The sequence below is a fragment of the Nocardia sp. alder85J genome, assembly GCF_020176955.2.
In the GTDB taxonomy this organism is placed as follows: Bacteria; Actinomycetota; Actinomycetes; order Mycobacteriales; family Mycobacteriaceae; genus Nocardia.
This window is the reverse complement of the sequence record NZ_JAIUCZ020000005.1, coordinates 177,713-191,758: the sequence shown is the minus strand read 5'-3', so window position 1 is coordinate 191,758 and position 14,046 is coordinate 177,713. Positions and strand designations below refer to the sequence as shown.

The following is a 14,046-nucleotide window of genomic DNA, read 5'->3' as shown; positions in this document are numbered from 1 at the left end:
TCCTCTCTTGCAACTAGGACTCTCTTGAGGTGAGAATAATATTCTCATGAACATCAGCATGATCCTAGACATGGCCGCATCGGCCGGAGAACGACCGGTTATCACGGTCGACGATCGGTCGCTGTCCGCGTCGGACCTGCTCGCGCAGGCCCGCCGGGCGGCGGCGCGCTTCGGGCAGTACCCGGCGGTGCTGTACCTGGGCGCCAACCACCTGGCCTATCCGGTGGCCCTGTTCGGCGCGGCGCTCGCGGGCGTGCCGTTCGTCCCGCTGAACTACCGCCTCGGCGAACAGCAGCTCACCGCGCTGCTGGCCCGCCATCCCGGCGCGCTGGTGCTGCGTCCGGAGGATCTGGACGAGCTGGTCGCCGGTGACGCCGGCGAGGCCCCCGAGATCGAGGTCCCCTGGGACGGTGACGCGGTGGCGGTGATCATCTACACCAGCGGCACCACCTCGGAACCGAAGGCGGCGTTGCTGCGGCACCGTCATCTGATGGCGTACCTGCTCAACACCGTGGACTTCGGCGCCGCCGAGGAGGGCGCGGCCTCGCTGGTGGCGGTCCCGACCTACCACATCGCGGGCCTGACCAACCTGATGTCCAACCTGTACTCCGGCCGTCGTGTGGTCTACCTGTCGGCGTTCGACGCGGCGGGCTGGCTGGACACCGTCCGGCGGGAACACATCACCCACGCGATGGTGGTGCCGACCATGCTCGCGCGCATCGTCGCGGCGGTCGACGGCGACGACGCGAACGTCCCGACGCTGGCCAGCCTCTCCTACGGCGGCGCCCGCACCCCGCGTCCGGTGCTGGAGCACGCGCTGCGGGTCTTCCCGGCCACCGGTTTCGTCAATGCCTACGGCCTGACCGAGACCGCCTCGTCGGTCGCGGTGCTGGGCCCCGACGACCACCGGGTCGCCTTCGCCTCCGACGATCCGGCCGTGCGCGACCGGCTCGGCTCGGTGGGCCAGGCGCTGCCCGGCATCGAGATCCAGATCCGCAGCGAGGCCGACGAATTGGTGGGCACCGGCGAGACCGGCCTGGTGTTCGTGCGCGGTGAGCAGATCTCCGGCGAGTACGGCGGCCGCAGCGCCCTGGACGCCGAGGGCTGGTTCCCCACCCGCGATCTGGGCCGCTTGGACGCCGATGGTTACCTGTTCATCGAGGGCCGCGCCGACGACACCATCATCCGCGGCGGCGAGAACATCGCGCCCGCCGAGATCGAGGACGTCCTGCTCGAACATCCCGGGATCATCGAGGCCGCGGTGATCGGTGTCCCGGATCCGGAATGGGGGCAGCGGCTGGTGGCCGTGGTCGTGGGCGCCGAGGGCGGCGCCCCGATCGACCCGGAGGAGTTGCGCACCTGGGTCAAGGACCGGCTGCGGTCCTCGAAGACCCCCGACGCCATCGTCTTCCGCCCCGAACTGCCCAAGACCGAAACCGGAAAGCTGTTGCGCCGCAACCTCGTCGCCGAAATGGAGAGCTCCAATGCCTGAAGCCGTCATCGTCTCCGCGCTCCGCGCACCGATCGGCACCGCCCGCAAGGGCACCCTGCGCGACACCGACGCCTTCGAGCTGTCCCGCCACGTGGTCGGCGCGGTCGCCGAACAACTCGACGGCGCCCCGGTCGACGACGTGATCCTGGGCGAGGGCCGCTACGGCGGCGGTGTGCTGGCCCGGTACGCGGCGATCACCGCCGGGCTCACCAGCTCCGCGGGCCTGGCCAACAACCGGCACTGCGCCGCGGGCATGGCGGCGGTGCAGTCCGCCGCGGGCAGCATCCGCGCCGGCATGGACGAGCTGATCATCGCCGGTGGCGTGAACTCCGAATCCACCTCGCCGCGTTCGCGTTTCCGCATCGGCCGGGACGAGGAGGGCAACGAGCAGTGGCAGGACCCGTGGACCTCGCCGAGTCATCCGGAGCGGGTCGACGCCCCCACCATGGACATGTCGATCACCGTCGGCTGGAACACCGCGGTCAAGTCGGGCATCTCCCGCGCGGAGCTCGACGCCTGGGCGCTGCGCTCGCACCGCAACGCGATCGCCGCCATCGACGAGGGCCGGTTCAAGGAGGAGATCGTCCCGATCGAGACCCCGCACGGCCTGTTCGCCGTCGACGAGCACCCGCGCCGCGACACCAGCCTGGAGCGGCTGGCCGGCCTGAAGGTGCTGCACCCGGAGATCGAGGGCTTCAGCATCACCGCCGGTAACGCCTCCGGTTCCAACGACGGCGCCGCCGCCCTGGCGATCGCCAGTGACCGTCTCGGCCTGCCCGCCCTGGGCTACATCCGCTCCTGGGCCTCGGTCGGCGTCGACCCCGCCGACACCGGCCTGGCCCCGATCGAGGCGATCACCAAGGCCGTTGCGCGCGCCGGGATCTCGCTGTCCGCGGTGAAGCTCATCGAGATCAACGAGGCGTTCGCCTCGGTCCCGATCGCCGCGATCCGCGCCCTCGACCTGGACGAGCAGATCGTCAACTACTCCGGCAGCGGCTGCTCGCTGGGCCATCCGGTGGCCGCCACCGGCGCCCGCATGATCGTCACCCTCGTGCACGAACTGCGCCGCCGCGGTGGCGGTTTCGGCATCGCCGCGCTGTGCGCCGGCGGCGGCATGGGCTCCGCGACCGTCATCGAGGTCCCCGCCCCGTGACTCCGGCCACCCGCCGCCCCCCGCATCCGGCCGTGCCGCACGCGGCCGTCCCACCGTCACCGGATGCGGCGGTGCGGCGGCCGCCGGTCACGGCCGGACGGCCGAATACCACCGCACCGCGGCCACTTCCGGCGCCGAGTCGCGACCGGAGGCGGTCGTGACGACGGTGGCCGAATTGCTGGCGGCCGCCCGGTCGGGCTCGATGCGAGCCACCGGGCGACTGCTGAGCCTGGTCGAGAGTGACCAGCGGGACGAGGTGCTCACCGCCGTCGACCCCGCCCCGGTCCGGGTGGTCGGCGTGACCGGCCCGCCCGGCGCCGGGAAATCGACCACGATCGCCGCCCTGGTCGCCGGCTACCGCGAGCGCGGGCAGCGGGTGGCCGTCCTGGCCGTCGACCCGTCCTCCCCGTACAGCGGCGGCGCTCTGCTCGGCGACCGGATTCGCATGGCGCAGCACATCAACGATCCGGACGTGCTGATCCGCTCGGTCGCCACCCGCGGCCACCTCGGCGGCCTCGCGGCGGCCGTGCCCGCCGCGATCCGGCTGCTGGGGGCCCTGGGCTACGACCTGATCCTGCTGGAGACCGTCGGCGTCGGCCAGTCCGAGATCGAGATCGCCGCCATCGCCGATCCGACCCTGGTGATCCTGAATCCCGGTGCCGGAGACGCGGTTCAGGCCGCGAAGGCGGGCCTGCTGGAGGTCGCCGACATCATGGTGGTGAACAAGGCCGACCGCGACGGCGCCGATCAGACCGTCCGCGACCTGCGCCAGGAAACCCACGCCCCCATCCTGAAACTGATCGCCGCGCGCAACGAGGGCATCACCGAACTGCTCGAGACCATCGACGCGCACGCCCGCACCGACACCCCCGAGCGCCGCACCGCCCGCGCTCGCGCCCAGATCCTGTCCCTGGCCCAGACCCGCCTGCGCACCCACCCGGACCTGGACACCCTCGCCGCCGCCGTCGCCGCCGGCCACGGCGACCCCTACACCGCCGCCGAAAACCTGCTGCGCCCGGCCCGATCGGCGGCGGCGCTACCCTGAGGGCCGCCACCCGGAGCCGGTCCGCGGCGATACCGCCGCCCAGCGGTGCCCGGCCTGCGGACCGGCGGAAATGCTGTGTGCGCAAACACTATTCGAGCGCGTCGAGGATCTTGGTGACATTGCCGGTGAGCACCGACGTGAGAACCGTGCGTTGTGGTCGCCCGTCCTCGGCGATCGGCTCCCTGGTCAGCGCCGTCAGATAGGTGTCGGTGACATCGCTCGACGCGAGGCCCAGGGGTGACCGCCAGTCGTGCGACCGCAGATCGCCGAGGGTCTGCTTCAGCTGCTCGGAGGCGTTGCGTGCGCGGGAACCCGAACTCCACAGTTTCTCGCTCTCGTCGCGACGCGCCTCGGAGGACAGCATGAACTCGGTCTGCGCGGCCATGTTCGTGGCTTCGTGTCCCAGTCTCACCTCGGCCGCGTCGCCCGCGATGATCTGGCCGAACACGTCATCGGCAGCCGCCGCCGATTCACCTCGGTCCTGTTGCTCGAGGACGGTGCGGCGGACGATGTCCTCGGTCCGTTGCGCGCCGATACGGCGAGCGTTCTCCTCCGACCAGAGGCTGCGCTCGGTGCAATAGGACGCTTCCCGGTCGGCGACCACCCGCTCGAGTGCGCCGCCCTCCCGCAGGGCTCGCACCCACGACGGATTCCCACTCGATCGGGCGGTCGCGTCGTCGACGAACGTCGTGAAATCATCGACCAACTGCGCCTTGTGGCTGTTGCGCCGCTGAACGGTCTCCTGGGCCGACCGCCACATCCCGGCCGCCTCCCGATGCGCGTCGGCGGCCCGGTCGTAGGCGTCGCCCACCTCGTGCCACATGTCGTCGACGACGCCGTCGAGTGCCAACGGGTCCGTGTCGCTCGCCCAGTCGAACGACTGCATCTTGACGCCGAACCAGTCCTGGAACCGGCTGCCGGCCGACAACTCGGCATCGCGCGCTGTCACGTCGGCGAGTTCCGCATCGAACAGCGCCGATTCGACGTCGTCGTCCAGTTCGGCCAAGCGCGTGGTGGCCGTGTGCATCCGGTCCACCCGCTCCCGGAACGGCTCCGTCTCGTCGACCACCTCGGGGATGCCGTCGGACCGGCCGAGATCCAGCTCCGGCGCACGTTCCGCGTCCTCGACCGCACGCCCGCCCTCCCGGTCGACAACCGTCTTCTCGGCGGCATCGTCTCGAACAACGCGAGCCATATCGGCTTCGGTATCTCCCCAGGCCTCCGCCTCCTTCCTGGTGAGGCGTCTCAGATCGTCCAGGATCCGGGCGAGGACCCGGTTCAGATCGTCGGTCATGCGCGCCTCGCCACCGGGGCAGGTACGGGTGGCGCGGCGGCGATGCGGCGGGCGGTGAGTTCGTCGGTGCTGGGCTTCCGGAACACGGCTCGGGACATCCGTACCCTTGTCTGCTCGACACGGCACTACTCGTCAATGGGACCACTGATCCGCGACGATCGTCGCGATGAGCCCACCCGTCTCCGGGAACCCCCGGACGCGCTATCCGATCGAGTCGATCAGCAATGTCGCCGCGACCGCCGCCCCGTCGGTGCCGACCGTGCCGGCCACCTCGCCCGCCCGTGCCCGGGTGCCGGCCGCCAAGGCCGTCCCGACGGCGGCGGACGACAATTCCGGATCGGGATCGGCGTTCTCCGGCAACGACGCACCGATGCCGAGTTCGGCCACCCGCCGCGCCCAGTACCCCTGATCGGTCATCTGGGGGATCACCACCTGGGGCACCCCGGCGCGGGCGGCGATCGTCGTCGTGCCCGCACCTCCGTGATGGACGACGGCGGCGAGCCGGGGGAACAGCGCCTGATGGTTCACCTCGCCGACCACCAGACAGTCGCAGCGGTCATCGATCGCGGCCAACCGGGCCCATCCCCGGGACAGCAGCACCCGGCGGCCGTGCGCGCGGACCGCATCGATCGCGACCCGGGCAACCCCGTCGCGCACCCGCATGCTCCCGAAGCCGATGTACACCGGGGGAGTCCCCGCGTCCAGGAATGCCGTCAGCTCACCGGGCAGCGGCCGTGCGTCGGGAACGATCCAGGCGCCGGTCTGCACCACCTCCAGATCGGGCGATCCGGGCCACGGCCCCAGCACCGGATCCGCTGCCAGCAGCGGCCGGTCGGCGATGACGTGATCGCGCACATTGCGCACCGCCGGCAGCCCGAGCGCGGCCCGGTGGGCATCCAGCGCCGCGCCGAACTGCGCGTTCCACCCCTGCGCGTCGATCTCCCACAGCGTCGGGTTGCCGATGCCCGCCGGCGGCGGCAGTTCGCCCGCCATCCGAGGCATCGGCGCATGATGCGGCGAGGGCAGGCCGGTCGGCTGATAGCTCGCGTACCGATAGTGGATACCCAGCCGCTCCGCGGCCGACCGCCCGGCGATCTCCGTGATGCCGGTCGACACCACCACATCGCATCCGACGGCCGCCGCGGAAATCGTATCGAATTGCGCCGCAGGCCATTCGGCCATGTAGACCAGCAGTTCCGCCCGCGTGGCCCGCTCTCCGTCCGACCCCGGTATCGGCGGCCCCAACGGCACCAGCGGCACCCCGAGTTCGGTGAAGCGCGGCGCGAAATTCGGTGGCGCGCATACCCGTACCCCCACCCCGAACTCCCGTAGCCGCAGCGCGAGCCCCAGCGCCGGCTCGATATCGCCGCGCGTCCCGCTCGCCGACAACAGCACCTGCACGCCGTCACCCCTTGTCCGGATATCCTGGCCTGGACCGTAATCGGCCCGGTGCGCCCCGGAGTTCGATGTATCCCCACCGGTGACGAGGTCTTCGGCGCTGATTTCGCCATGGTGTTGCCGCAGTGTCGATCCGGTCGTCCTCACGCGCGGGGGCGGTGGCGCGGCCCGGATCCGCCCCCGTCCGATACGAGCCGCGGGACGTCGGAGCCCGAGATCGGCCGTGCCCCCGGCGGCGAGGCGCCGCCACCGATCGGGGACGGGCGTCGCGCTCGGCTCCGACAGGCCACGTGCCGCGTCAGACCTCCGGAGGTGAGGTGCCGGGCCCGTTCCCGAGCCACGGTGTCGCGGGAGGCGGGATGCCCGGATCGGTCCCGGGGAGCGGGGTGCCGCGCCGGACCTCCGGCGCCGCGGCGCCCCGGTCGTCCCCCGGCATCGGCCTCCCGTCCCGGACCGCGGCCGCGATCACCTCGACCGCCCAGGTGAGCGCCTCGCCGGCTTGGCCGGCGTCCAGCTGCCACAGGGTGGCGAGCCGCTCGAAAGTGCCCGGGTCCCAGAACAGGTCGAGGATCGCCACCGCCATCCGCCGCCGATCCTCCGGCCAGGTGGCCGCCGCGGCGGCCACCGCGGCAACCAGAGCCTCGCGCCGGTCGTGTTCGACGGCGGCGAGCGCGGGTTCCTGCGGCCGTTCGACATCCCAGTGCCGCACCGCGTACGAGGGCAGGCTCGCGAGCACCCGCGCGGTCACCGGCGCCAGATCCGTGAGGCTCAGCCCGGTGTAGGTGACACCGGACTCCTCGCCGAGCCGCCGCATGATCGCCTCGTGCAGATCGTGCTCGGTCGGGAAGTGCCGGTATACGGTCCGCTCGCTGACCCCGGCGCGCTCGGCGACCGCACGGAAGGTCAGACCACGCCAGTCCCAGGTGGTGAGCCCGTGCACCAGCTCGGACCCGGCCGCCAGGATCCGGTCGCGGGTGCGCGCGGCCCGCTCGCGCCGGAGCGGGCTGTCGTACGGCCGCCGCGTGTCACCGGTGTCGTGCGCGTCGGGTGCGGGGGAGGGGTGTTCTGCGTCGATCGGGCGAATCTCCTGTGCGGTGCGATGTATTCGTGTCATGATACTGACGCGAATTCAGTCGGGACTGACACTCGGCCGATGCGGCGCCGGACATCCGGCGCGCACCGGCAGGCCGGCTGCGTTCCACCGCCGGGTTCGTGCTCGTGCGGATGCGCCGGACATCCCGCGAATGCTACCGGCCACCCGTCGCCCGGCCGCCGCGCCGGGAGCCGGACCGCGTCCTCCGCCTCGGCGATCCCGGACGAGCGGCGCACCCCGTACCTGACACTCGGCAACCACGCACCACCACGACATTCGCGGCCGGCCACGGCGCCACCGGCGCGGCGAATGCGCTGATCGATGAGAGACATCCGATGGCGATCCACGACGATCTGCTGACCGAGGCCCGTTCCCTGCCCTCCAGCGCAACCGGCAACGGCCCGGCCGAATGTCACGACCTGATGGCCCTGAACTTCACCTCCCACTACTACCAGGCGTTCGCCCAGATCCCCTCGTACTCGCGCTGGTTCGCGCACGAGGCCGACCTGACCGCCACCTACCGCTACGAACGGCGCGTGCTGAAATTGCTGCAATGGGGTTTCCACCGCAGCCGTGGCGACCGCTTCCACGACATCGATTTCCGTGCGATGCAACAGGATCCGATCAGCGAGGTCACCCGCCGCTACGACCGGCTCGGCGAGCCGATCACCGACGAGTTCGCCGCCGGTATGCGGCAGTGGTGGCACGACAACGCCGAACAGCGCGAGGCCAACGTCCATCCCGACCCCGCGGCCTTCGGCCTGGACTTCGACGAGGTCCGGCCGCTGTTCGCCGAATACGTCGCCCGCGCGGCGATCTGGACCGCGTCCCGATGACGCGTACACCCACCGACAAGGAGTGAAACCCGAATGACCATCGACCTCACCGGCGGCATCGATCCCGAGCGCGAGAACGTCTTCGCCGACCGCCCGGACGATCCCGAGATGCGGGATTCGGTCAGCATGTGGATCTTCGACGACCGCGGTGCGGTGGCGCTGCCCCGGTTCGGGATCGAAGCCGTTGCCGCGCAATGGCATCACCGCGACCACCAGCTGAACCTGACCCTCGCCGACGGCCGCGCCTACCGGCTGCGCGAACCCGGCAAGGCGCATTCGCCCCTGGACGAGCACGGCCGGCCCAGCGTCCTCGGCGCGGGCCCGCTGGAATTCCGTTGCGTCACACCGTTCCGCACCTGGACCGCGACCTTCCGCGGCGCCGCCGTCGAAACCTCCACCGCGGCACTGACCCGCGCGGAGGTGGACGGCCCGCGTGCGGACCTGGAATTCGAGATCGAGACCACCATGGCGGTGCCGCCGTGGATCCAGGGTTCGCTGCTGCCGGAGGCGAAGGCGCTGCTGGACGGTTCGGTCGAGGGCGATCTGATGGGCGGCCCCCGCTACGAACAGCTGTTCCGCGCCACCGGCGTGGTCCGGGTGCGCGGGGAGGAGCACGCGTTCACCGGCAGCGGCCTGCGGATCCGCCGTCAGGGCGTGCGGCAGCTGTCCGAGTTCTGGGGCCACGCCTGGCAGTCGGCGGTCTTCCCGAGCGGAAAGGCGTTCGGCTACATCGCCTATCCGCCGCGTGCGGACGGCAGGCCGACCTTCAACGAGGGCTATCTGTTCACCGGCGACGGCGAGCTGATCCCGGCCCGGGTGGTGGAGGCGCCGTGGCTGGCCCGGGTGGTGCCCACCGGCGAGGACGTCTCCCTGGTCCTGGAATCGGAGCGGCTGGGCCGGGTCCGGATCACCGGCGAGACCCTGCTGGCCACCCACGACCTCACCGACCGCGGCAACTTCCCGGCCCTGCAACAGACCGCCGTCCGCTACACCTGGGACGGTGAGCAGACCTACGGCATGCTGGAACGTTCCAGCATGCGCGACAAGGTCGAGGGCCTGCCCGCCCGTGCGGCGCAATGAACAGCGCTGATCCACCCGAATGGGCCGAGTCGGATCGACATGCGACAGTGGAGGGTATGAACGATCACACCGTGGCCGCGACCCTGGCCGCGGAGGCGGGCGAACTGCTCCTCGCCATCCGCGACGAGGGCGGCGCCGCCGGCGACCGGAAGTCGAACGAGTTGCTGCTGGCCCGCCTGGCCGAGCTGCGGCCCGAGGACGCCGTGCTGTCGGAGGAGAGCACCGACAATCCTGTTCGGCTGCAACGGGATCGGGTCTGGATCATCGACCCGCTGGACGGCACCCGGGAATACGGTGAGCCGCCGCGCCCGGACTGGGCGGTGCACGTGGCGCTGGCGGTCGGCGGGGTGGCCACGATCGGTGCGGTGGCGCTGCCGGCCACCGGCGTGGTGCTGCACACCGGCGAACCGCCGGTGGTCCCGCCGCGCCCGGACGGCCCGATCCGCGCGGTGGTCTCGCGCAGCCGGGCCTCGTGGGAGGTACGGGAGATGGTCGCGCGGCTGTCGGCGGTGACGGTGCCGATGGGGTCGGCCGGCGCCAAGGCGATGGCCGTGGTGCGCGGCGAGGTGGACGTGTACGCGCACTCCGGTGGTCAGTACGAATGGGATTCCTGCGCACCGGTCGCGGTGGCGGCGGCGGCCGGGCTGCACGTGTCCCGGGTGGACGGCTCCCCGCTGCGCTACAACCGCCGCGATCCGTACCTGCCGGATCTGCTGATCTGCCGTCCGGAACTGGCGGACAAGGTGCTCGCCGCCCTCGCGTGAGCGGCCGCGCCCGAGAAGCCCTGGCCCGAGCGACGAAAGGGCCGCCACAACAGGTCGTTGCGGCGGCCGCGATCATCGGAATTCCCCGGGTCCGGGATCGCCGGACCGGGTACGGGCGCGTCGTTGCCCCGGATTTCCTGCTGCTGTGACTAGCTGCAGGCCGGAACCGCGGCGCCGCCACCCTGGAGGGCGAGCAGGGCACAGAAGGTGCTGGCGGCGACCTTCCACTGGTCACCCTCCTTCACCGCCGCCCCGGACTGGTCGGGCAGCACCGGGCTGCCACCGAGCAGCAGCGTCCACTTCACGTCGGCGTGGGTCGCGTCCTTCAGGCTCACCGACTGCACGGTGGCGGCGGTGCCCTGCGCCTGCGGGTTGCCCGCCTGCGCGGCGAGCACGGGCCCGAACTGGTCGCTCTTCTCGACCAGGGCGGTCCGCTGCGGCGCCGGGGCGGCGCCGTTGAAGAAGCCGACGAAGGCGTCGGTGACGGCCTTGGTGGTGGCCGGATCGGCGGCGGCGGCCGACGCGGACGCGGACGAGGCGGCCGCACTGGTCGAGGCCGCGGCCGAGGTGCTCGAGCTGCTGCTGCTGGACTTGTCGTCCGAGCAGCCGGTCAGCGCGGCCGTGGCGACGGCCAGACACGCGACCGCGGTCATGGTGTGGCGGATGATGGGAGCGCGCATGGCGATTCCTCTCCGGCGCACGGATCGAATTCCGATCGCCGATTTTTCGTGGGTTACTGATTCCTCCCGAGGCCGCGGGTGCCCTCTGGGCGTGGCCTCGGCAGAGGTCGAAAAGCGCGGATGGTGTGCTGTCGCGCGCCGTGACGGTCCACACCATAACCGCCACGCGCGCGACGCACGGACCTTTTCGTCCGATTTACCGGATATTTGCCTTCATATCGTCGAGCCGCGCCAGCACCGGGAATCCGCTGACGCTCAGCGCGTTCCCGTGCCCGGTCTGATGGATGTCGAACACGGACTGGATGGCGGCGTAAAAGCCCTGCACATCCAGGGTTTGATTGACCGCTCGTTTGGCCTGCCGCAGCCCGAAGGGTGGCATCTTCGCGATCTGTTCGGCCCAGGCCCGGGTCTCGGTGTCCAGCTGGTCGCGGGGGACCACCTTGTTGACCATGCCGACCTGTTCGGCCTCGTGGGCGGTGACCGGCCGGCCGGTGAACAGGATCTCCTTGGCCTTGCGGGGGCCGAGTTCCCAGGTGTGGCCGTGGTACTCGACGCCGCCGATGCCCATGAGGACGACGGGGTCGGAGAACAGGGCGTCCTCGGCGGCGATGATGAGGTCACACGGCCAGCACAGCAGCAGTCCGCCGGAGATGCAGCGGCCCTGGACCGCGGCGATCGAGGGCTTGGGGATGTTGCGCCAGCGCAGCGAGTACTCCAGATACCGGCGGGACTCGTTGGCGACGATCAGCTCCAGGGTGATCTTGTCCGGCACCGGCCCGCCGCCGCGCAGATCGTGCCCGGCCGAGAAGTGCTTGCCCTCGGCCCGCAGCACGATCACCGCGACCTCCGGATCGTCGCCCGCGCGCACCCAGGCGGCATCCAATTCGTCCAGCAGCGCGGCATTCTGGGCATTGGCGGCCTCGGGCCGGTTCAGCGTGATGGTCGCGACCTTGTCGGCGACCGCATAGTCGATATAGGACATGGGACCTCTTCTCCGCCTCGCGGCAGGTACAGCCTCGCGGCAGGTTCAGCCTCGCGGCAGGCCGAGCACCCGCTCGGCGATGATCGTGCGCTGGATCTCGGAGGTGCCGCCGGCGATGGTGCCGGCGAAACTGCGGGCATACCGTTCGAACCAGCTGCACGAGAAGTTGTCCAGGTTCATCGGCAGGTACGCCGAGGTGAAGCCCGGATGGGTCAGCCCGTCCGCACCCTGCGCGTACAGCGCCTGCTCGCTGGCCGACTGGACCGCCTCGGACCCGAGCACCTTCAGGATCGACAGCGACTGGGTGTCCTGTTCGCCGCGCGCGGCCCGGGACAGCGCCTGCGAACCCAGCAGCCGCAGCGCCTGCAGATCCATCGCCAGCGTCGCGTAACTGTCCTTGTCGAACACCGACCGCGGGTGGAAGTCCTCGGTGAGCTCCTGCAACCGGTCCGCGAAACTCAGCCAGAGCAGGGTGCGCTCGTGTCCGAGCGAGCCGTTGGCGACGGTCCAGCCGCCGTTGAGCGGGCCCAGCAGATTCGCCGCCGGCACCCGGGCCTTCTCGAAGAACACCTCGTTGAAGTCCAGATCGTGCGGTCCGCAGATGGAGGCGAACGGCCGCCGGGTGACCCCGGGGGTGTCGGTGGGGATCAGCAGCACGCTGATGCCCTTGTGCTTCGGCGCGTCCGGATCGGTGCGCACGAAGGTGAGCAGCACATCCGCGTCGTGGGCCCCGGAGGTCCACACCTTCTGCCCGTTCACCACGAAGTCGTCGCCGTCGCGGACCGCGCGGGTGCGCAACCCCGCCAGATCCGAACCGGCGCCCGGCTCGCTCATGCCCAGGGCCGCAGTGATTTCCGCGCGCAGGATCGGCACCGCCCAGCGCTGCTTCTGCTCGTCGGTGCCGAAGGTCAGCAGCGAGGCGGCGATGATGCCCAGGCCCTGCGGGTTGAAGCTGTGGTAGATCCGCCGCTTGGACAGTTCCTCCAGATGCACGTACTGCTGCAACACAGTGGCGTTGCGGCCGCCGAACTCCGGGGGATTGGCGGGCAGCAGCCAGCCGTTGTCGAACAGCAGCCGCTGCCAGCGCCGGGCCCATTCCGGCACATCGGCACTGGATCGGGCGCGTTCGGTGGTCTCGGCCGCGGCGGGCAGATGCTCCTCGAGGAAGGCCGCGAATTCGGCCCGGAATTCCTCGACGTCGGCGTCAAAGGACAGTTGCACGGTACTCCTCGGCGATCAGCGCTCGGTGCTCGGCCGCGCCGCCGAGCAGCAGCTCACCGGCTTTGGCCCGCTTCAGCGCGAATTGCAGGTCGTTCTCCCAGGTGAAGCCCATGCCACCGAACAGCTGAATGCCGTGGCGGAACACCAGGGACTGGCATTCGCCGGCGCTCGCCTTGGCCATGGCGGCCGCGAGCCGGCGGCGGGGGTCGTCCTCGGCGATGGTCAGCGCCGCGAAATAGGCCAGCGCACGGGCCCTTTCGATGGCCACGTACATATCGGCGGCCTTGTGCTTGACCGCCTGGAACGAGCCGATCGCAACACCGAATTGCTGCCGGTTGCGCACATGGTCCAGCGCCAGGTCGAGGATGCGGCGGCAGGCGCCGACGGTGGTGAGCGCCAGCCCGGTCAGCGCGACGTGGCGGGCGCGCTCGACGTCGACGTCGGCGCGGGCCTCGTGCCCGGCCCGAACCCCGGCGAAGGACACGTCGGCGACGTGCAGCACCGGATCGAACACCGGGCTGCGGGTCGCGGTGACCTCGCTCGCGGGCACCACGAAGACCCCGGCGGGGGTGACCACGGCGAACCGGTCGGCCCGGTCGCCGTCGAGCACGTGCCGCGCGGTACCGGTGAGCACCCAGCCCCCGGCGTCGAGATTGGCGGTGACGCCGGCGAACACCGCGGTCCCGGACTGTGCCGGATCCTCGAAATCCGGTGCCAGCGGCGCGAATTGGCTCATCGTCGCCAGATACGGGGTAGGATCGGTGGCGCGGCCCAGTTCCTCCAGCACGATGGCCAGCTCCACCGCGGCTGCCGGATCGGTGAGCTCGGTCCAGCCCTGCCGCACATAGGACTGCCACAACGCCGTGCTGTCACCGCCCTTGTCGGCGACCTCGCGGATCAGTGCCGGTGGGCACTGTTTCGCGACCACGTCGCGCACCGTGTCCTGCCACAACCGTTGGTCCGAGTCGAACTCGAAGAGCATCCCGGCCTGCCTCCTTAGCCAGTGGT

At 71.1% G+C, this 14,046-nt stretch carries 14 protein-coding genes; 7 read left to right on the top strand and 7 right to left on the bottom strand.

The genetic code is table 11. The features are described from left to right. Positions 1–46 precede the first annotated feature (46 nt). The 3 genes from LBW94_RS20630 (at position 47) to meaB (ending at position 3,690) form a co-directional block, all read left to right on the top strand. Positions 47–1,492 (top strand): class I adenylate-forming enzyme family protein, encoded by a 1,446-nt coding sequence (locus LBW94_RS20630; protein WP_225061241.1) that lies wholly within the window; start codon positions 47–49, stop codon positions 1,490–1,492. Continuing rightward, positions 1,485–2,645, top strand: coding sequence for a thiolase family protein (locus tag LBW94_RS20625; protein ID WP_225061240.1), 1,161 nt, complete (start codon positions 1,485–1,487; stop codon positions 2,643–2,645). The genes LBW94_RS20630 and LBW94_RS20625 overlap by 8 nt, the downstream gene beginning before the upstream one ends. Before the next feature lie 202 nt (positions 2,646–2,847). Beyond that, positions 2,848–3,690 carry a methylmalonyl Co-A mutase-associated GTPase MeaB gene (gene meaB, locus LBW94_RS20620; RefSeq protein ID WP_225061292.1) on the top strand — a complete coding sequence of 281 codons (843 nt, stop codon included), beginning with the start codon at positions 2,848–2,850 and terminating at the stop codon, positions 3,688–3,690. An 88-nt stretch (positions 3,691–3,778) separates the two neighbouring features. On the opposite strand, the gene LBW94_RS20615 is transcribed toward meaB, so the two are convergent. The 3 genes from LBW94_RS20615 to LBW94_RS20605 form a co-directional block, all read right to left on the bottom strand. Continuing rightward, positions 3,779–4,984 carry a hypothetical protein gene (locus tag LBW94_RS20615; RefSeq protein WP_225061239.1) on the bottom strand — a complete coding sequence of 402 codons (1,206 nt, stop codon included), beginning with the start codon at positions 4,982–4,984 and terminating at the stop codon, positions 3,779–3,781. Between the two features lie 201 nt (positions 4,985–5,185). Then, positions 5,186–6,385 (bottom strand): glycosyltransferase, encoded by a 1,200-nt coding sequence (locus LBW94_RS20610; RefSeq protein ID WP_225061238.1) that lies wholly within the window; start codon positions 6,383–6,385, stop codon positions 5,186–5,188. 295 nt (positions 6,386–6,680) lie between these two features. Then, a complete protein-coding gene (locus LBW94_RS20605) occupies positions 6,681–7,496 on the bottom strand; it encodes a TetR/AcrR family transcriptional regulator (RefSeq protein ID WP_225061237.1) in 816 nt (271 codons plus the stop codon). A gap of 314 nt (positions 7,497–7,810) precedes the next feature. On the opposite strand from LBW94_RS20605, the gene LBW94_RS20600 reads away from it, so the two are divergent. Genes LBW94_RS20600 through LBW94_RS20585 form a run of 4 tightly spaced genes read left to right on the top strand, consistent with a single transcriptional unit; the run spans position 7,811 to position 10,304 of the window. After that, a complete protein-coding gene (locus LBW94_RS20600; RefSeq protein WP_416276923.1) occupies positions 7,811–8,311 on the top strand; it encodes a hypothetical protein in 501 nt (166 codons plus the stop codon). A 33-nt stretch (positions 8,312–8,344) separates the two neighbouring features. Beyond that, positions 8,345–9,391, top strand: a complete 1,047-nt coding sequence (locus LBW94_RS20595) for a hypothetical protein (protein WP_225061236.1) — start codon at positions 8,345–8,347, stop codon at positions 9,389–9,391. 56 nt (positions 9,392–9,447) lie between these two features. Continuing rightward, positions 9,448–10,155 (top strand): 3'(2'),5'-bisphosphate nucleotidase CysQ, encoded by a 708-nt coding sequence (locus tag LBW94_RS20590; RefSeq protein ID WP_225061235.1) that lies wholly within the window; start codon positions 9,448–9,450, stop codon positions 10,153–10,155. Further along, entirely contained in the window at positions 10,152–10,304 is a 153-nt protein-coding gene (locus LBW94_RS20585; RefSeq protein ID WP_225061234.1) for a hypothetical protein, read from the top strand. Before LBW94_RS20590 ends, LBW94_RS20585 begins: the two co-directional genes overlap by 4 nt. Here the strand turns inward: LBW94_RS20585 and LBW94_RS20580 are convergent, their stop codons facing one another. The 4 genes from LBW94_RS20580 to LBW94_RS20565 form a co-directional block, all read right to left on the bottom strand. After that, the gene (locus LBW94_RS20580; protein ID WP_225061233.1) at positions 10,305–10,835 is read right to left on the bottom strand and encodes a hypothetical protein; all 531 of its coding nucleotides are present in this window, start codon (positions 10,833–10,835) and stop codon (positions 10,305–10,307) included. Positions 10,836–11,031: 196 nt separating this feature from the next. Beyond that, the gene (locus LBW94_RS20575) at positions 11,032–11,817 is read right to left on the bottom strand and encodes an enoyl-CoA hydratase (protein ID WP_266271679.1); all 786 of its coding nucleotides are present in this window, start codon (positions 11,815–11,817) and stop codon (positions 11,032–11,034) included. A 45-nt stretch (positions 11,818–11,862) separates the two neighbouring features. Next, positions 11,863–13,038 carry an acyl-CoA dehydrogenase family protein gene (locus LBW94_RS20570; protein WP_225062142.1) on the bottom strand — a complete coding sequence of 392 codons (1,176 nt, stop codon included), beginning with the start codon at positions 13,036–13,038 and terminating at the stop codon, positions 11,863–11,865. Continuing rightward, positions 13,022–14,020, bottom strand: a complete 999-nt coding sequence (locus LBW94_RS20565) for an acyl-CoA dehydrogenase family protein (protein ID WP_225062141.1) — start codon at positions 14,018–14,020, stop codon at positions 13,022–13,024. Before LBW94_RS20565 ends, LBW94_RS20570 begins: the two co-directional genes overlap by 17 nt. Positions 14,021–14,046 lie beyond the last annotated feature (26 nt).